Origin of the sequence: Methylotenera sp. (assembly GCF_013141425.1) — a bacterium.
Classification (GTDB): domain Bacteria; phylum Pseudomonadota; class Gammaproteobacteria; order Burkholderiales; family Methylophilaceae; genus Methylotenera.
Window position 1 is genome coordinate 14,112 of record NZ_JABFRA010000003.1, and the last position, 17,884, is coordinate 31,995.

Here is a 17,884-nt window from a genome sequence, read left to right on the forward strand (position 1 = left end):
CATTTGTTGCACCAAGCATCAATGTAGACTGCATTTAATAGTAACAAGGTCAACATTTAAGATACTAAGTCACTGTTTATACTTAATAATTTTGTATAACTCAAACCATAAAACGCTGATAACGCCGATAAGTACACAGCTAGCAAATTGTTGCAAAGTAATGGGTGAGAAGTGGAATATCTTGCTTAGCATGACCACTGTTAGTATCAGCAAAAGAAAACTAAATGCACCTAAAATGACCCACCAGAGTGCAGGGTTATAGATACTAAAGCAGCGGAAAACAGAATGTCGCCAAGAGCGATTTACCAGAATCAACCCCAAATTACCGGTTACTAAAGTTGTGAATGTCATTGCACGCGCAGGACCTTCAGCAATGCTATGATTCAATGCATAGCCCATCACAGAAAGCGTTGCCACTAACAGGATTGCCCCTTGTAACAAGCTAATCAAGAGAACGTGTCGACCAAACAAGGGTTCTTTAGGTGGACGAGGCGGTCTATGCATGACATTCGATTCAGCGGGCTCAGCTTCAAAAGCTATTGAGCAGGCAGGGTTAATGATCATTTCTAAAAATACGATGTGTACAGGAGAAAACATAGCTGGCCAGCCGAGTAATAAAGGCACAAGGGATAGTCCGATAATTGGGAAATGTACGGCAAAGATATAGGCCATGCCTTTGCGTAGGTTATCGAAAATACCACGCCCCAATCGCACAGCATGCACGATGGAAGCAAAATCATCATCAAGCAATACCAAGGCGGAAGCTTCACGCGCCACATCGGTGCCACGTCCGCCCATGGCTATCCCGATATGAGCGGCTTTCAAGGCGGGGGCATCATTTACGCCATCTCCAGTCATTGCCACAATTTCACCATTGGCTTTAAGTGCATTTACTAGGCGTAATTTTTGTTCAGGTACCATGCGTGCAAAAATATTACTTTGGCTGATGCGCTTACACAACGTGGCTTCATCCATTAAATTCAAATCAGCACCAGTGATAATGCCACCTGCGCCGACGCTAAGCCCTATCTGTGAAGCAATCGCAGCGGCGGTGGCGGGATAGTCGCCAGTAATCATGACCACGCGAATTCCAGCTGCCTTACATTCTTTAAGCGCTGGTGCGACGTTGGGGCGCACCGGGTCAGCCAAACCAATCAGGCCTAAAAATTCGAAATCGAAATCATGTTGAATATCGGGCCAACTACTACCCGAATAGCTCGCCTTAGCAACGCCAAGTACACGCATGCCTTGACTAGCAAGGTGATTAATCTGCTGAGACAATGTGTTTAGTTGTAATGTATCCAGATGACAAAGATCAGCAATGGCCTCAGGGGCCCCCTTTGCCGCCACTATGTAGTCATGCCGATCCACTGCTTTCCAGACATGTGATAATGCGAGTAATTCTGGCGATAAAGAATATTCATGCGCTAATTGCCAATCGCCGTGTAAATGTTCGGTGTTGATTAGATAGCGTTTACCAAGTTCGTGAATTGCTTTTTCCATAGGGTCAAAAGGCTCAAGCTCACTGGCAAGAATGGCGAATTCAAGAACTTCGTGGAAATTTTCAGGTAGAGCGTTTTGGGATTCTTCGATAAGGAATGTTTGATTATTAGCCTCTAATTGCTGAACCGCCATGCGGTTGAAAGTCAGGGTGCCGGTTTTATCAACACACATCACCGTGGCCGAGCCAAGCGTTTCAACCGTATGGATGTGCCTAGTCAGTACGCGATGTTTGGAAATTCGCCAGGCGCCCATTGCCATGAACACAGTTAAAACCACGGGGTATTCTTCGGGCAAAATCGACATTGCAAGCGTAATCCCAGAGAGTAAACCATGCATCCAATCACCACGCGTCAAGCCGTAAATGATAAAAAGCAATAAGCTAAGGAATGTGCCCAAAATGGCAAGGTTACGCACCAGTTTACGAATCTCTTGTTGTAATGAGGTCGTTTCGGTGGTTAAACTTTGCAAAGCATTGCCAATTTTTCCAATTTCACTACGCGCACCTGTTGCCAGAACAAGCGCCGTGCCACGGCCTTGCACCACCATTGAGCCAGAATAGACGAACGGCAGCCCATCACCACCCGGAGCTGGAATTTGATGGTTGATGGTCATTTCAGGTGAGACCTGTGTAATTTTGAAAACCGCAACTGATTCGCCAGTCAGTAATGATTCATCGACTGCAAAATGGCTACAAGAGATTAGTACAGCATCGGCGGGGACACGATCACCTTCTGAAAGCATTAGTAGGTCGCCACGTACAACTTCGCGTCCAGCGATACGTTGTTCAAGGCCGTCACGCATAACCAAGGCACGTGGGCTGGTTAAGTCACGTAATGTCTCTAATACCCGTTCAGTTTTATTTTCCTGATAAATGGTGATCGCCATCACTACGCAGACAAAGCCTAACAACATGAGCGCGTCAGTTACATCGCCCAATAGCAAATAAATCGCACCAGCGGTCACTAAAAGCAGAAACATTGGCTCACGTAAGACTTCCAGTGCAATACGGATTAAGTCGCGTTTATCCGATGATGGGAGCTCATTCATGCCATCCAACTTAAGCCTAGTTGCAGCTTCGGTATGTGATAATCCAAGTTGATTTATTTCTGTTGCTGGGGAGGGTTTCACGTGGATAATCTTTCAAAACCCAAAAGGGCTGAATGCATTAGAAAATAATTTTATAGTTTAGCGCCTATCGTCATGCTAGGCTTAATCAGCCTTTTTTGCTAGGCCAAATCACTTTAGCCACCAATCCATGCCCTGACTCATTGTCTTCGAGTATCAACTTTGCACCATGTAGTTCCGCAATGCGATTCACGATTGATAATCCCAATCCGCTACCTTCTTCACCACTCCCTGTGATTCGATAAAAACGCAGTAAAACATGTTCGCGCTCCTGTTTGGGTATACCAGGCCCAGTGTCACGTACTTGTAAAATAGTGCCATCGGTATTTTGCACCGTGACTGAAACTTGGCCACCTTTTGGTGTATAGCGGATTGCATTGTCTAATAAATTGCGTAATAACAAGCCTAATTGCGCACTATCGCCAAGTACATGGCAGGCACCACCTTCTTCGAGCAACATTTCAATTTGTTTAGCATGGGCCAATGGCTCAACGTCGGCCATCACCGAGGCCGCTAAACCATGTAAATCGACCTGTTTATAACCGGCAATAGTGGTTTCAGGGTCAACTCTTGCCAAAGTCAGTAACTGTTCTACTAATCTTGTAGCACGATCCACCCCATGTAGAAGATTTTCCAGCGCTGCATTTTGTTCCGTTTTATCATTAGAGCGTAGCGCAACCTGAGCTTGAATTTTGAGTGCGGCAAGCGGGGTGCGTAATTCATGTGCTGCATCGGCCGTAAAACGGCGTTCACTCTCAAAGGCATCATCAAGCCTTTTGAAGAGGTCATTTAAGGCTTGAATTAAAGGTGCAACTTCCTCAGGTACGTTGGCCATGGCTACGGGTTCAAGGCGATTTGCAGTACGCAGTTTTACTTCCTGTATCAGTTGCTGCAATGGTTTTAGACCCGCACCTACACCTAACCAAATTAGCAGCGCCAGCACGGGAAGGGCGATAAAAGTCGGGATAAACATTTTTAGCGTAATGTGTCTTGCTAAGGCCTCTCTGCCTGCAAGCGGCTCGGCGACTTGTATCATGAATTCATGATGCATGTCCCAACGTGTAAGTACGCGCCATGGTTGTCCATTGATAATGGATTCGCTATAACCTTCTTCATTGCTACCCAAGACTGTTGTTGGTGCCTTGCTAGAACGCATCAGCAGTGAATGCTCATCCCAAATTTGAAAAGCAAGTTTTTGCTCGTATTCATGTGTAATCGCTACCTCATCTTCGCCATGCTCAATACGTTCATGTATCTCATGGCGTGTTGTGCCTAGCAACACCTGCGCCGATTGGGCAAGCTGGGCATCAAACAGGCGGTCGATTTCTTCGCGCGATTCTAAATGTGTAAACCAAGCGGCGACGAGCCAGGCGATACCCAGTCCAACGGATAATAATAAAACGAGTCGTAACCGCAGAGAGTTCATCGGCTGGTATCCTCTTTATCAATGACATAGCCGACACCACGCAATGTACGTATCAATTCACTGCCTAATTTTTTGCGTAAATGATGGATATGAACTTCAACAGAGTTACTTTCGACTTCTTCGCCCCAGCCGTAAAGATGCTGTTCTAATTGCTCACGTGATTGCACGCGGCCAACATGCAACAATAATTCATGTAGCAAGGTAAATTCACGCGCAGATAGTTCGATGGTTTGACCGTCTTTACTGACGTGATGTGTGGATGGCGTTAATACGATGTCGCTATGCTGTATTGTCATTGTCACTAGGCCCGCACTACGGCGTAGAAGCGCATTTAGGCGCGCAATGAGTTCATCCAAATCAAAAGGCTTAATCAGGTAATCGTCTGCACCGGCATTTAATCCAGAGACACGATCAGAAACGGTATCACGCGCAGTAAGCACTAACACCGGAACTTTAAAATGACTGCTGCGTAGCCATTTTAACAGCTCAGTACCACTTAATTTCGGTAGGCCTAAATCCAGCACAATCAAGTCATAGGCTTCGGTTTCCAACGCGAGTTTTGCCGCCAGGCCATCTTGTGTCCAATCTACGGCAAACCCTGCTTGCTTCAGGCCAGCTCTAACGCCATCGCCCAGCAGTGCATCATCTTCAACTAATAAAATTCGCATTACACAATATTAACGCGGAATCTTCACTTGTGATTCGGAAAAATTACCTTTTTCTGCACCCTTATGGCACGCGGCGCAGTTTGCTGCACTGCCAATACTTTTTCGTTTAAAAGTAGTGGCTGAAACTTCATCGTGCTTGCTGACGAAGTAACGGGTTTCACTGATGCGTAAAGGTATGGCGTTAGCAGGAATCGATTGGTTAAAGCGTTTAGAACGACGATTGTCTTGTTTGTCAGCGCTGTTTAACGCGAGAAAGCGTGTGATTTCAGCCTGTGTTTCTGCATCCAGACTGGCGTTTTCACCAAAATGCTTGTCTAATCCACCCATTAATTTATTCCAGGATCTTTCTGGTAATAAGCCTGGATGATATAGCATGTGACAGCTACTACATTCTGCCTTCCACTTGGCGTTGGTGACTTCTGGCATTTGCTTACCACCGTCTTCGCCTAGCCCGCCGCTTGCGAGTAAAGCGCTGGTTGAAGTAATACTACAAATTAATATTAAAAACTGCATCCATTTTTTCATGATAGTTCTCCTATTGATTGCTCGAGTTAAATTTGGTCTACTTAACACTTAATAAATACTGGATGAAATCGCCTTTTTCCTGAGCGGTACAGGCACGTTCTAATACATCTTTGCAGTTACGGCCAAACCACTTTTCCACTTTGGCTGCATCGGTAAAACGTTCAGGATTAACGCTTGGCGCCATGGCCTGAATCACCTTATTCGCACGTGTTTTACCTTGATTGCGCGGGTCGGCGGTGTGGCAAGTCGAACAACTGACATTTTTGCCATCGCTGTGCTGACGTTCAGTTTTAAAAAAGTTAGCGCCTTTATCTGCTGAAAAACCTGTAAAAGCGGTATTTTCTTGTTTAGCCTGAACTTCGTAGTGCTTAAGTAGTTCTTGTGGTGTAGCTGCGAAGGCATGGCTGTTAAGCAGCAGTCCCAATACAATAAGTGAATGTTTAAAGTTTGATTTACGCATGATGGTCTCCCTGAATTTGAGTATTGCTAGGCTTTAGTTGGGTCGGGCTTGGTTCAATTTCATACTGATAACCGCTGACCATGGATTGTGCCAGTGGGGTTTTATCTTGATATTCATGCCAAATCAGTGCTGCAATATGAATCACAACAAAACCCATTAAAAAGTTATAGATAATTTCGTGTGGCTCTTCAAATACGTCTTTTAGCCAAGGCATATCGCCCAACCAAGCGTTGAATGGGCCCATGCTGTGTTCAACTGCGGCTAGCCCAAGCCCAGTAAGCGCCATGGTGATGAGTAAGAGGTAAACCAACAAATAAGCACAACTGGCGAGCGTATTATGGCCAAAGCGCGGTTTAGCTTTTAAATCGAAATGTCGCACAGCCTGCCACCAAGCGGCTGGATGCCACATGTCGGAAAATCTGGCATGATGTGGGCCAACAATGCCCCATACTAAGCGCGAGACAACACCCACTACCAGCGCATAACCAATATAGATATGCAGCTGCCAAAGTGTATCTTCTCCAACGCCTTTCTCAAACAATTCGGAAAGCCAGATTGTGGCCATCAGGAATAGAATGGCTAGACCATTCCAGAGGTGAATCACTCGAAGTACGGGGCCATAAACTTTTTGTCTACGGTAAGTAAACGTTTCCATAATTTGCTCCAATATTTAACTGGTGAAGCAAATGATAGATTTCAATTCTTAACGAAAACTTAAATCCCTAAAAATAAAAAGGAATCAGTATTTAATTGCTAACATTAGGCGTGGGCTTTGCGTAGTTAAAGGCATCTGAGAAAAAGGCATCATCGGCTAAACCTGCTTGTACAAAGCTAGCATGCGCAACTTCCACCATTGCTGGGGCGCCGCAGCAGTAAACTTCATAATCTGCTAGACCAGCATGATTAATACTTGCAAAGTCATCTAACACCGCTTGATGAACAAAACCTGTGCGACCTTGCCAGTGGTCTTCTGCGGAGGCATCGGATAAAACAGGAATAAATTTGATATGCTGGTGCGCTTTAGCCCAAGCTTCTGGTAGCGCTGGCATGTACAAGTCTTGCAGACTGCGGGCACCCCAATACAAGGTAAGATCACGTTGAATGTTGTGATGCAGCATGTACTCAATAATGCCTTTAATCGGCGCAAAACCTGTTCCTCCAGCCACCATAATAATTGGTTTGTTAGACTCTTCTCTTAGGAAAAAGCTGCCAAAGGGCGCTTCGATACGCAAAATTGCTTTATCGGGCATTTCATTAAACACATAGTTTGTGAACTGCCCGCCAGGAATCAGGCGCAGATGCAGTTCTAAGATATTATCAACATGGGGTGCGTTGGCGAGCGAGAAGGCACGACGTTTGCCATCTTTCAGTAAAAATTCAATGTATTGGCCCGCCATAAATTTTAAATGTTCGGCACTGGGCAATTTTAAAAATAATGCCATTACATCGTGCGAAAGTTGTTCTTTACGTTCAACGCGTGCAGGCATAATACGTGGCGGTATAACACCTGCTTTAATTTCGCGGCATTCGATGGTGAGGTCAGTCAGCGGTTTTGCACAACAGAACAAAGCCTTCCCAGCCGCCTTTTCAGCCCCGGTTAGGGCGCTGGCGACATAATCACCATAATCGACCTCGCCGTGTAAAACCGTGCCTTTACAACTACCACATGCGCCATTGCGACACCCATAAGGGATATTAAAGCCTGCATTAATAGCGGATTCCAGCACGGTTTCATAAGCTTTGGCCTGATATTGATGGCCAGTGGATTCAATGGTGATTTGATACGTCATGCCTTCAGTTTTCTTTCGTTATAGTTTGAATTGATGGGTCTAATCTTCGCGTCGAAATTCGCCTTCGATTACGTCATCATTGGCGGCTTTTCCATGCTTATTGTTAGGCGGTAATTGCCCGCCATTGCGGATTGGAATTATCAGTAAAATTGCTGCAATAACATCCGTCATTACGCCGGGAATAATGAGTAATAGGCCAGCAAAAATATTTCGAGCGCTACCAAACATGGCTTTCATGGGATTTCCTCCTTGGCTTAGGCTTTGCATCATCCGCCCCGAGAATAATAACTTTTCATCGCGGATAAGTTGTAAGCCAAGCAAACCAACGCCGACCAAGTATAATAATACCCAACTGCCATATTGTTGAAATAAATTGATTAGAATCCATATTTCAGCAACAGGAAAAGCGAGTAAAGTCAGTAAAAATATTAAGCGCATTTGTTATAGTATCCTTATGTAGAATAATTGGCAGAGTAACAATAGAAATTGAACGTATCATGCCGATTGATTATCTATAGAGATGGAGTCGCTACGAATAAAATACAAGCTATTGTAATTACAATAGTCTAAATTACTAACAAGTTATCTTAAGTAAGTAAAAAACACGGGCATTTATTTAGTAATTTTTGGTGAAAATAGTGAAACTTAATTTTTTTAAAAATCTTGCATATTGCTTTTTTGTATTGATTTCATTCGGCTTTTTAGCCAATGTACATGCAGGTGCTACTAATCAAAGCTCGATTGCAAATGCCTTATTTGATAGCAATGATGCCGAGTATTTATCACCAGACGCGGCTTTCAAGCTTGATTTAAGCGCGATTGATGCGCAAACGATTAAAGCAAGATTCACGGTCGCCCCTGGTTATTATTTGTATAAAGAGCGTATTAAATTAATTGTAAAATCTCCAGCAGCAGCTAAAGTGGCAAAGATCATATTACCCGCGGGTGAAATGAAAGAGGACCATAATTTTGGCAAACAGGAAGTCTACCATCACGATTTTAATGCCAATATTCAATTACCTGCCGCGCTTAAAAGTAAAGTCACCGTTGATGCGAGCTATCAAGGCTGTAGCGAAAAAGGCCTGTGCTATGCGCCGATTAAAAAATCATTTACCGTCGATTTTGCAGCGATTTCAAGCAGCCCAACCCCAATTGTGGCTCCTGCCACAGTGAGTGATAACGAGACGGATGCTAATACCCAAGTGCTGAAATCGGGTAATTTATGGTTAGTAATTGCAGGTTTTTTTGTTGCGGGCTTATTGTTATCGCTCACACCTTGCGTATTGCCAATGATTCCGATTCTTTCCAGTATCATCGTTGGCAGCCAAAGTCAGCAAGTCAAGCCATCTAAGTTACATGCTTTTGGCTTATCGGTAGCTTATGTGTTGGGCATGGCTCTGAGTTATACCTTGGCGGGCATCGCCGCTGGGTTGTCGGGTGATTTACTAAGTCAATCTTTGCAAAATGCGTGGGTGCTGGGTGCAACAGCCTTGATATTTGTGCTATTAGCATTATCAATGTTTGATTTCTATGAGTTAAAACTCCCACAAAGTTTTGAAGATAGAATGTTGAACACCAGCAACAAGCTAAAAGGCGGACATTTCTTTGGTGTGTTTGTCATGGGTATTTTATCTGCTTTAATTGTCAGTCCTTGTGTGGCTGCACCGTTAGCGGGTGCACTGATTTATATCGGGCAAACTCACAATGTGTTGCTGGGAGGGGTCGGCTTATTCTCACTTGCGATTGGCATGGGCGTACCTTTGCTATTGATAGGGGCTTCAGCAGGTAGCTTGCTGCCTAAAACTGGCAACTGGATGAATGCCGTGCGTAACTTCTTTGGTGTCTTGATGCTTGGCATGGCGATTTGGCTAATCTCCCCAGTCATACCTGTTGCTGCGCAATTAGTACTGTGGGCCGTACTTTTAATCGTGACGGCGGTTTACCATAATGCCCTAGATAACTTACCCGCACATGCAAGTAATTACGCCAAACTTTGGAAGGGTGTTGCGGTCATTGCTTTAATCTTTGGTGTTGCATTATTAATTGGTGCGTTGTCGGGTTCAAAATCAGCCTTACAACCCTTAAATAATTTTAAAATTGCAGGGAATTCATCAAAAAATGTACCCAATTTGGCTTTTAATCGTATTAGCAGTATTGCCGAATTGGAGCAAAAATTAGCGACTAGTAATGGTCAGCCTGTGATGTTAGATTTTTATGCAGATTGGTGCGTGGCCTGCAAAGAACTAGAAGAATTGACCTTTAGCGACCCTAAAGTGCGCCAACTATTGCAAAACACCACCTTGTTACAAGTAGACGTGACCGCAAATACTGAAGAAGATAAGGCATTGTTGAAACGCTTTGGTTTGTATGGGCCACCAGGCATTGCATTTTTTAATGGCCATGGCCAAGAAATGACTACACTAAAAACAGTAGGTTTTCAAAATGCCGAGCGCTTTAGTGCAACCTTAGCTAAACGCGATAGTTGCATTATTAGTCCCAAATCATCAGCGGATAGTACCATTCAATGCTAAAAAAAATCGTTAGTAATATCACCTATTTTGTGGTGATGCTGGGCTTAGGTTATGTTATTTATGCTTATTTTTTAATTCCAAATTTGGCTTTGAATCGCTTGAATGAAGCGAATAGTACTCGCGCTACGCAAACACTCTCGACGCAAACATTTTTTGCGGCAAAATTACCGAATGAAAATGGAGTCCTCCAAGACTTAAGCCAGTTTAAAGGTAAAGTCGTTGTGCTCAATTTTTGGGCGACTTGGTGCCCACCGTGCCGTGAAGAAATGCCAGAACTTTCTGAATTACAGGCAGAATATAAAAATAAAAACGTTGCGGTAATTGGAATTGCGATTGATGAACTCAATTTGGTTAAAGAGTTTTCAGAATCCACCCCTGTGGGTTATCCGCTACTTGCGGATGAAAACGAAGGCATGTCGCTTGCAGACCAACTAGGCAATGATAAAGGCGTTTTACCCTACACGGTCATCATCAACTCGGACGGCACTGTTGCAAAAACATATTTTGGACGCATCACAAAACCTTTATTGGTAAGCACCTTAAGTACATTATTGCCACCTTGACATGCGTTATTTTAGCGTATGTTAGAGGCTAAAATTTGTACGCCGTCAACGGATAAATATTATCTAAATTCGTTTAAATTCACTAATGTTGCTGGACAAAACCCGCTAAGTTCGGCAAACTTGCAATAATGAGTTATAACAATTTACATTATAAATCGTTCAAAAAATTGGTTGAACATGTCCGCTAAATCCATATTAGTATTGCACGGCCCGAATCTCAATTTACTGGGCTTACGTGAACCTGAGCATTATGGTCATGCAACGCTTGCTGGCATTAACCAAACCTTGCAGGAAAATGCTAAAAAGGCAGGTGTTGATTTAGAGGCTTTTCAGAGCAATGCCGAAGCGGATTTGGTGACAAAAATCCAGTCGATTGCGACTAAAAAAGTGGATTTTGTGATTATCAATCCAGCGGCGTTTACACATACATCGGTTGCCATGCGTGATGCGCTATCGGCCGTTAAAGTACCGTTTATTGAAGTGCATTTATCTAATGTTTACGCTCGCGAGGCATTTAGGCATCATTCTTATTTTACTGATATCGCTGTAGGTGTGATTAGTGGTTTGGGTGCACATGGTTATACACTGGCACTGGATTACGCAATTCAGCATATTAAACATTCTTAGTATTAAAATTGTCATTAACTAAAATTTTCCTAGATTTTTAGAGGTAATTATGGACTTACGTAAACTAAAAAAATTAATTGATCTTGTAGAAGAATCAGGTATTGCAGAGCTTGAACTCACGGAAGAAGGAGAAACGGTACGTATTAGCCGTAATTTTACTTCGAGTGCACCTGCACAACAACATTTTGCAAATTATGCACCAGCCCAATATGCGGCTGCACCACAAGCGCCACAAGCGGCGGTGGCTGCCGTAGAAGTACCAGTAGTAGAAGAAGGTCACGCCGTCAAATCACCGATGGTCGGGACATTCTACCGTTCGTCCTCACCTGATTCCAAACCGTTTGTTGAAGTAGGTGATACAGTGGCGGTAGGTGATACTTTGTGTATTATCGAAGCAATGAAATTGTTAAACGAGATTGAGTCAGATAGAGCCGGTGTTGTGAAAAAAATCTTGGTAGATAATGGCTTGGCCGTGGAATACGGCGAACACCTCTTTATTATTGCCTAATAACTTATAAAACAGGATTTACCGACATGGCTATGTTTGACAAAATCTTAATCGCCAATCGAGGCGAAATCGCTTTGCGCGTGCAGCGTGCATGTCGAGAACTCGGCATTCGAACCGTTGCAGTTCACTCTGAGGCAGATCGTGAAGCGAAATACGTAAAATTGGCAGATGAGTCCGTGTGCATTGGCCCGGCACCCTCAGGCCAGAGTTACCTCAATATACCAGCCGTGATTAGCGCTGCAGAAGTTACCGATGCGCAGGCGATTCACCCAGGCTACGGTTTCTTATCTGAAAATGCTGATTTTGCTGAGCGTGTAGAACAAAGTGGCTTTGTCTTCATTGGCCCACGTGCTGAAACGATTCGTTTAATGGGCGACAAGGTCTCCGCTAAAGACGCAATGAAAAAGGCTGGCGTACCCTGTGTTCCAGGCTCAGAAGGCGCACTGTCTGATGACCCCGCAGAAATCATTAAAGCAGCAAAACAAGTAGGTTATCCGGTCATTATCAAAGCGGCTGGTGGCGGCGGTGGGCGCGGTATGCGTGTGGTACACACTGAGGCAGCCTTAATTGCATCGGTTAATATGACCAAGGCTGAGGCACAAGCCGCATTTGGTAACCCCGTGGTTTACATGGAAAAGTACTTAGAAAAACCACGCCATATCGAAATTCAAGTATTGGCTGACCAACATGGTAATGCCGTATTTTTGGGTGAACGTGATTGTTCAATGCAACGTCGCCATCAAAAAATTATTGAAGAAGCACCTGCTCCATTATTAAATAGCAGATTACGTGACAAAATCGGTGAACGCTGTGCGGAAGCCTGTCGTAAAATTAAATACCGTGGTGCGGGTACATTCGAGTTTTTATATGAAAACGGCGAGTTTTATTTCATTGAAATGAATACGCGCTTGCAAGTTGAGCACACGGTGACGGAGATGATTACCGGCATTGATTTGGTGCAACAGCAAATATTTGTCGCTGCGGGTGAAAAACTTAAATTCCGTCAAAAAGACATTGTGCTCAGGGGTCATGCTATTGAATGTCGCCTGAATGCAGAAGATCCTTATAGTTTTGTACCCTCGCCAGGAAAAATTACGACGTTCCATATGCCTGGCGGACCAGGTGTGCGTATCGATACCCATGCTTACGCTGGCTACACGGTGCCGCCACATTATGATTCCATGATAGGTAAATTGATAACCCATGGTGATACTCGCGACCAGGCGATTGCACGTATGCGCATTGCTTTGTCTGAAATGATGGTGGGTGGAATTAGTACCAACATCGCACTTCATTCCGACTTAATGGCGGATGCAGCTTTTCATTTAGGCGGTACAAGCATTCATTACCTTGAGCAAAAGCTAGGAATTTATAATAAATAAGTGATTCATGCTCAATTTAAACAAAAAAACAAGGTTCAAACGACGGCAGTTCCATTCAAACTGTTTACCAGTCTGTGCCTTGCCTGCGTTCAATTTTAGCCTAATCTAGGTTTAGCATGGCTTGGCTATCGTTAAAAATTGAAGCGCAGGATAATACGGCTGATTTAATTAGTGATACGTTAATGGCGCAAGGCGCGCTTTCTGCCATTATTGAAGATGCCAATGCAGACACGCTTGATGAACAGCCTATATTTGGCGAACCTGGTGATCCACCTCCAGGTATATGGCAGCAAAACCTAGTTAGTGCTTTGTTTGATGAGGGGGTCGATGTCGCAAAAGTGATGTCGGATTTGCAACGACAAACTAAATTATCGCATCTACAATACACCACTGAAATTATTCAAGAGCAAGACTGGGTGCGCGCAACGCAGTCGCAATTTGATCCGATTAAGATTACCGATCTATTATGGATTGTGCCTACCTGGCATAGTGCACCAAATGCAGATGCGATTAACATCGTATTGGATCCTGGCTTAGCCTTTGGCACGGGTAGCCACCCAACAACGCATCTATGTTTGGCGTGGTTGGCACAAACAGTTTCGCCCGAACAAACTGTTTTAGACTATGGCTGTGGTTCTGGCATTTTAGCTATTGCTGCAAAAAAATTAGGTGCTTCAACCGTAGTCGGTACTGACATAGATGCGCAAGCAATTCAATCCAGCTTGTATAATGCGGCCCAGAATACCGTAGATGCCGAGTTTTATCATGCCAGTAAATATCAATCAAAAGAATTTGATATTGTCGTAGCTAATATTTTATCCAGCGCACTTAGTGTATTAGCGCCCGCGTTGGCAAAATCGTGCAAGTCTGGGGGAAAAATCGCACTTTCTGGGATATTAAAAGAACAAGCGGCTGACGTTTCTGCAATTTATGCTGAGTGGTTTAATATGCAAGCACCGCAAGCTATGGAATCCTGGGTGCTGCTGACGGGCACCAAAAAATGACGCATATTACCAATTGCCCCAATTGCCAAACGCAATTTATTGTTACGGATGAACAACTCAGCCAATACAATGGCAAAGTCCGCTGCGGTCAATGCCTAAATGTGTTTGACGCAACAAAAGAGCTGGTTAATTTAGAAACAGCAAATGGCGATGAAAATATTGAATTTTATTCGGCTGCAACAGAAGGCTCAGAGGTGCAGGAATACAAGTCAATCACGAATGAAATTCAAGCAAATGAAGCTCAGGAGATTGTAAATCGAGCTTTTCTACAAGATAGCCAAGCTAGCTATTTTAATAAAAATGAGAAACCATCGGCAGTTACAAAAGCCTTGCCCGCTTGGTTGCTAGGGCTGTTTGCTTTTGTTTTAGTCATTGCGGCAATTCTACAAAGCATTTATTTCTCCCGTACGGAGATTGCACTGTATTACCCAAATATCAAACCCTATCTCGCACTGGCGTGTGAAAAAATCGCCTGCAGTGTTGATTTGCCGAAGAAAATTGAATTTATCATCATTGATGATTCTGATATGCAAGAAGATGCAGATTATGCAGGCTTGATTCATTTATCTAGCACCCTAATTAATCAAGCGGGATTCAGTCAGGCCTATCCTAATATTGAACTAACACTCACCGATATTGAAGATAAACCGAAACTAAGGCGCATTTTCAAGCCCCTAGAATATTTGCCAGAACATACGGATGTAAATGCAGGATTAGCCGCAGGCGGAGAAGTTAAAGTTAAGCTGGCCATCACGGCTACAGGTGAAGCGGTAGCAGGCTATCGCATCTCAGTCAGTTATTAGTTTTGCGCTCAACGTTTAGCAGATGCGCGTTCTAATCTAATGAAAATCATGAGCCTAGTTTAAGTGGTTTACATAGCAAGCTTTTGCAACTGCTCTGTATGATTCAAGTCATAGATTGTGTACGACTTAATTAATCAACTTACAGGAGATTCATCATGTGGACAACACCAGCAGCTACTGAAATGCGTTTTGGTTTCGAAGTTACAATGTACGTTTGCAATCGCTAAATATTTAGCAGATAGCAATAAAAAGGCGCTTTTTGCGCCTTTTTGCATTTCATATACGCCATTTTAATAAATTTCAATAGAAGAGGCATTATTCAGTTACCCATTCGTTATTGGATTAAATGCATAAAATCCGAATCAATCGCCTCTATCGCCTCAGCAATTTTCTCTACGGCTTCTAAACGTACAAAACTCTTTCGCCATGCAATTGCAATACGTCGTGTTGGTGCTGGGTGTACAAAAGGAATCACCTTAATTAGAGGGTTGTTGTAGCGTTCTGCAGTGGCTGAACAAGGCAACACGGTTATCCCCAAATTTGATGCAACCATATTGCGTATGGTTTCGAGTGAATTGCCTTGCAACACCTCACCCTTACGTGAAAGTTCCGGGCAGGCTTGCGTCACCTGGTTGCTAAAACAGTGGCCACTATTTAAAAGCAGTACTTTTTCATCAGATAGTTCTTCTGGGCGTATCGATTCACGTTCAGCCCAATGGTGTTGGCATGGCACTACCACGTCAAATTCCTCATCATACAGAGCACGGTATTGCAGGCCCGGTACTTCAAAAGGCAGGGCAATAATCGCCACATCAATTACGCCATTACGTAACTGCATTTCTAAATTAGCGGTTAAGTTTTCTTCCACCTCCAGCGGCATGTCAGGCGCGATTTTACGTAAAATCGGAATAATTTCGGGTAATAAATAGGGGCCTACAGAATGAATCATGCCAATTCTTAATGCGCCAATGAGCTGATTTTTACCAAGTTCAGCAATTTGCTTAATACGCGAAGCCTCTTCAAGTACTTTGGAGGCTTGCTCAACAATTTTTATACCAATTTCAGTCGGGCTCACATCGGTGCGGCTACGTTCAAAGAGAATGACGTTCAATTCTTCTTCAAGCTTTTTAATGGCCAGACTAAGGGCCGGCTGAGAGACAAAACATTTTTCAGAAGCGCGCCTAAAGTTACGTTCTTGCGCTACTGCAACGATAAATTTCAATTCGGTTAGGGTCATTAATACATTTTCATTAATTAAGTAATGTTTATCATACATTGATAAATTTTATTTATCAATAACATCAAAACATACAATTATACAAATGAGTTTAAGCACATTAGACTAGTTCTCACACATCTAAAGTGATGATTGAACAAGGAGTGCAACATGATGAAAGTTATGATTGAAACAGCCAAGCAAGAACTGATGGAGTTATTGGCTAACTACATTGCAAATAATTAATTTGACGCAAATATGAGGAGAACAACTATGACGAAGAAAAGATTAACCACGGCGGCTGGCGCACCCGTGCCAGATAACCAAAACACCATGACGGCTGGCCCACGCGGACCAGTACTATTACAAGATGTTTGGTTGCTAGAGAAGCTAGCGCATTTTGACCGTGAAGTGATTCCAGAACGTCGTATGCACGCTAAAGGCTCAGGTGCTTATGGTACGTTTACTGTAACCAATGACATTAGCCAATACACCCGCGCTAAAATATTTTCACATATGGGTAAAAAAACTGAACTTTTTGCACGTTTTACCACCGTGGCGGGCGAGCGTGGTGCTGCTGATGCAGAACGGGATATTCGCGGGTTTGCCGTGAAGTTTTATACCGAAGAAGGTAACTGGGATCTAGTAGGTAACAATACCCCCGTATTCTTTTTGCGCGACCCGTTAAAGTTCCCAGATTTAAACCATGCTGTTAAACGTGACCCTCGCACCAATATGCGCAGCGCGGAAAATAACTGGGATTTCTGGACGTCATTACCAGAGGCTTTACACCAAGTGACCATTGTAATGAGTGACCGCGGCTTACCTGCCACTTATCGCCACATGCACGGTTTTGGTAGCCATACTTTTAGTTTTATCAATGCAAAAAATGAACGCTATTGGGTTAAATTCCACTTCCGTTCTCAACAAGGCATTAAAAACTTAACCGATGCTGAAGCCCAAGAAATAGTAGGCAAAGATCGTGAGAGCAATCAGCGTGACCTATATGAATCGATTGAGAATCGCAATTTTCCAAAGTGGAAATTATTTGTGCAAATCATGCCAGAAAAAGAAGCGAGCACTTACTCTATCAACCCGTTCGATTTAACCAAAGTGTGGCCACATAAGGATTATCCTTTGATTGAAGTGGGCGAAATGGAGCTTAACCGCAACCCAGAAAACTTTTTTGCAGAAGTTGAGCAATCCGCGTTCAACCCAGCGGCCGTGGTGCCAGGTATTAGCTTTTCACCTGATAAAATGTTGCAAGCACGCCTGTTTTCTTACGGCGATGCACAGCGTTACAGATTAGGTGTAAATCATCATCAGATTCCAGTGAACGCGCCCAAGTGCCCGTTTCATAGCTATCATCGTGACGGCGCAATGCGCATCGATGGAAACCACAACGGTACAATAGGTTACGAGCCAAATAACAAAGGTGAATGGCAAGAGCAACCAGACTTTAGCGAACCTCCTTTAAGCATTGAAGGCATGGCTGACCATTGGAATCATCGTGTGGATGAAGATTATTATTCTCAACCAGGCAATTTATTCCGCATGATGACGCCAGCGCAGCAACAAGTGCTGTTTGAAAATACCGCTCGTTCAGTGGGAGGTGCCTCGGTAGAAATACAAAAACGCCACATTGCCAACTGCACAAAAGCAGACCAAGCATATGGCGCAGGGGTAGCAAAAGCATTAGGTTTAAGTATTTAAGTAAGTTGTGAAATAAAAGCCCGCACCAAGCAATAAATAG

18 protein-coding genes are annotated in these 17,884 nt (G+C 43.7%); 9 read left to right on the top strand and 9 right to left on the bottom strand.

Features of this window, described 5'->3' with window-relative positions; translation table 11 throughout:
- Window positions 1-69: 69 nt before the first annotated feature.
- The 8 genes from HOO90_RS00130 to HOO90_RS00165 all read right to left on the bottom strand — a co-directional run bounded on the left by HOO90_RS00130 (window position 70) and on the right by HOO90_RS00165 (window position 7,935).
- Complete coding sequence (locus HOO90_RS00130) at window positions 70-2,631, bottom strand: cation-translocating P-type ATPase (protein WP_292838229.1); 2,562 nt, start codon at window positions 2,629-2,631, stop codon at window positions 70-72.
- 85 nt (window positions 2,632-2,716) lie between these two features.
- Window positions 2,717-4,054, bottom strand: coding sequence for an ATP-binding protein (locus HOO90_RS00135; RefSeq protein WP_292838230.1), 1,338 nt, complete (start codon window positions 4,052-4,054; stop codon window positions 2,717-2,719).
- Window positions 4,051-4,722 (bottom strand): response regulator transcription factor, encoded by a 672-nt coding sequence (locus HOO90_RS00140; protein ID WP_292838231.1) that lies wholly within the window; start codon window positions 4,720-4,722, stop codon window positions 4,051-4,053. The genes HOO90_RS00135 and HOO90_RS00140 overlap by 4 nt, the downstream gene beginning before the upstream one ends.
- Window positions 4,723-4,731: 9 nt before the next feature.
- Window positions 4,732-5,247: a diheme cytochrome c gene (locus HOO90_RS00145; RefSeq protein ID WP_292838232.1), complete on the bottom strand. Its 516-nt coding sequence runs from the start codon at window positions 5,245-5,247 to the stop codon at window positions 4,732-4,734.
- A gap of 37 nt (window positions 5,248-5,284) precedes the next feature.
- On the bottom strand, window positions 5,285-5,707 hold the full coding sequence (locus HOO90_RS00150; protein ID WP_292838233.1) for a DUF1924 domain-containing protein: 423 nt from the start codon (window positions 5,705-5,707) through the stop codon (window positions 5,285-5,287).
- Window positions 5,700-6,362 (bottom strand): cytochrome b/b6 domain-containing protein, encoded by a 663-nt coding sequence (locus HOO90_RS00155; protein ID WP_292838235.1) that lies wholly within the window; start codon window positions 6,360-6,362, stop codon window positions 5,700-5,702. The genes HOO90_RS00150 and HOO90_RS00155 overlap by 8 nt, the downstream gene beginning before the upstream one ends.
- Window positions 6,363-6,453: 91 nt before the next feature.
- Entirely contained in the window at window positions 6,454-7,497 is a 1,044-nt protein-coding gene (locus tag HOO90_RS00160) for a CDP-6-deoxy-delta-3,4-glucoseen reductase (RefSeq protein WP_292838236.1), read from the bottom strand.
- A 39-nt stretch (window positions 7,498-7,536) separates the two neighbouring features.
- Window positions 7,537-7,935, bottom strand: coding sequence for an FxsA family protein (locus HOO90_RS00165; protein WP_292838237.1), 399 nt, complete (start codon window positions 7,933-7,935; stop codon window positions 7,537-7,539).
- Window positions 7,936-8,135: 200 nt separating this feature from the next.
- Between HOO90_RS00165 and dsbD the strand changes: the two genes are divergently transcribed.
- From dsbD to pqqA, 8 genes are all read left to right on the top strand, one after another.
- Window positions 8,136-10,028: a protein-disulfide reductase DsbD gene (dsbD, locus tag HOO90_RS00170; RefSeq protein WP_292838238.1), complete on the top strand. Its 1,893-nt coding sequence runs from the start codon at window positions 8,136-8,138 to the stop codon at window positions 10,026-10,028.
- Window positions 10,022-10,591, top strand: a complete 570-nt coding sequence (locus HOO90_RS00175) for a TlpA disulfide reductase family protein (RefSeq protein ID WP_292838239.1) — start codon at window positions 10,022-10,024, stop codon at window positions 10,589-10,591. The genes dsbD and HOO90_RS00175 overlap by 7 nt, the downstream gene beginning before the upstream one ends.
- 177 nt (window positions 10,592-10,768) lie before the next feature.
- On the top strand, window positions 10,769-11,218 hold the full coding sequence (gene aroQ, locus HOO90_RS00180) for a type II 3-dehydroquinate dehydratase (protein ID WP_292838241.1): 450 nt from the start codon (window positions 10,769-10,771) through the stop codon (window positions 11,216-11,218).
- A 49-nt stretch (window positions 11,219-11,267) separates the two neighbouring features.
- On the top strand, window positions 11,268-11,726 hold the full coding sequence (accB, locus tag HOO90_RS00185; protein ID WP_292838243.1) for an acetyl-CoA carboxylase biotin carboxyl carrier protein: 459 nt from the start codon (window positions 11,268-11,270) through the stop codon (window positions 11,724-11,726).
- A 32-nt stretch (window positions 11,727-11,758) separates the two neighbouring features.
- Window positions 11,759-13,108: an acetyl-CoA carboxylase biotin carboxylase subunit gene (gene accC / locus HOO90_RS00190; protein ID WP_292838253.1), complete on the top strand. Its 1,350-nt coding sequence runs from the start codon at window positions 11,759-11,761 to the stop codon at window positions 13,106-13,108.
- A 116-nt stretch (window positions 13,109-13,224) separates the two neighbouring features.
- On the top strand, window positions 13,225-14,112 hold the full coding sequence (gene prmA, locus HOO90_RS00195; protein ID WP_292838245.1) for a 50S ribosomal protein L11 methyltransferase: 888 nt from the start codon (window positions 13,225-13,227) through the stop codon (window positions 14,110-14,112).
- On the top strand, window positions 14,109-14,915 hold the full coding sequence (locus tag HOO90_RS00200; protein ID WP_292838247.1) for a DUF3426 domain-containing protein: 807 nt from the start codon (window positions 14,109-14,111) through the stop codon (window positions 14,913-14,915). The genes prmA and HOO90_RS00200 overlap by 4 nt, the downstream gene beginning before the upstream one ends.
- 155 nt (window positions 14,916-15,070) lie before the next feature.
- Window positions 15,071-15,142 (top strand): pyrroloquinoline quinone precursor peptide PqqA, encoded by a 72-nt coding sequence (gene pqqA, locus HOO90_RS00205; protein WP_123236554.1) that lies wholly within the window; start codon window positions 15,071-15,073, stop codon window positions 15,140-15,142.
- A gap of 107 nt (window positions 15,143-15,249) precedes the next feature.
- On the opposite strand, the gene HOO90_RS00210 is transcribed toward pqqA, so the two are convergent.
- Window positions 15,250-16,152 carry a LysR substrate-binding domain-containing protein gene (locus tag HOO90_RS00210; protein ID WP_292838249.1) on the bottom strand — a complete coding sequence of 301 codons (903 nt, stop codon included), beginning with the start codon at window positions 16,150-16,152 and terminating at the stop codon, window positions 15,250-15,252.
- 252 nt (window positions 16,153-16,404) lie between these two features.
- Here HOO90_RS00210 and HOO90_RS00215 point away from each other — a divergent pair, with 252 nt between their 5' ends.
- On the top strand, window positions 16,405-17,844 hold the full coding sequence (locus HOO90_RS00215) for a catalase (RefSeq protein ID WP_292838251.1): 1,440 nt from the start codon (window positions 16,405-16,407) through the stop codon (window positions 17,842-17,844).
- Window positions 17,845-17,884 lie beyond the last annotated feature (40 nt).

Excerpts from the sequence above, each read along its gene's own strand:
- HOO90_RS00145 (WP_292838232.1), bottom strand. The coding sequence starts at position 5,247 with ATGAAAAAATGGATGCAGTTTTTAATATTAATTTGTAGTATTACTTCA.
- HOO90_RS00140 (WP_292838231.1), bottom strand. The coding sequence starts at position 4,722 with ATGCGAATTTTATTAGTTGAAGATGATGCACTGCTGGGCGATGGCGTT.
- HOO90_RS00215 (WP_292838251.1), top strand. The coding sequence starts at position 16,405 with ATGACGAAGAAAAGATTAACCACGGCGGCTGGCGCACCCGTGCCAGAT.
- accB (WP_292838243.1), top strand. The coding sequence starts at position 11,268 with ATGGACTTACGTAAACTAAAAAAATTAATTGATCTTGTAGAAGAATCA.
- aroQ (WP_292838241.1), top strand. The coding sequence starts at position 10,769 with ATGTCCGCTAAATCCATATTAGTATTGCACGGCCCGAATCTCAATTTA.
- HOO90_RS00165 (WP_292838237.1), bottom strand. The coding sequence starts at position 7,935 with ATGCGCTTAATATTTTTACTGACTTTACTCGCTTTTCCTGTTGCTGAA.
- HOO90_RS00175 (WP_292838239.1), top strand. The coding sequence starts at position 10,022 with ATGCTAAAAAAAATCGTTAGTAATATCACCTATTTTGTGGTGATGCTG.
- prmA (WP_292838245.1), top strand. The coding sequence starts at position 13,225 with ATGGCTTGGCTATCGTTAAAAATTGAAGCGCAGGATAATACGGCTGAT.
- HOO90_RS00210 (WP_292838249.1), bottom strand. The coding sequence starts at position 16,152 with ATGACCCTAACCGAATTGAAATTTATCGTTGCAGTAGCGCAAGAACGT.
- HOO90_RS00160 (WP_292838236.1), bottom strand. The coding sequence starts at position 7,497 with ATGACGTATCAAATCACCATTGAATCCACTGGCCATCAATATCAGGCC.
- HOO90_RS00135 (WP_292838230.1), bottom strand. The coding sequence starts at position 4,054 with ATGAACTCTCTGCGGTTACGACTCGTTTTATTATTATCCGTTGGACTG.
- HOO90_RS00155 (WP_292838235.1), bottom strand. The coding sequence starts at position 6,362 with ATGGAAACGTTTACTTACCGTAGACAAAAAGTTTATGGCCCCGTACTT.
- HOO90_RS00150 (WP_292838233.1), bottom strand. The coding sequence starts at position 5,707 with ATGCGTAAATCAAACTTTAAACATTCACTTATTGTATTGGGACTGCTG.
- accC (WP_292838253.1), top strand. The coding sequence starts at position 11,759 with ATGTTTGACAAAATCTTAATCGCCAATCGAGGCGAAATCGCTTTGCGC.
- HOO90_RS00200 (WP_292838247.1), top strand. The coding sequence starts at position 14,109 with ATGACGCATATTACCAATTGCCCCAATTGCCAAACGCAATTTATTGTT.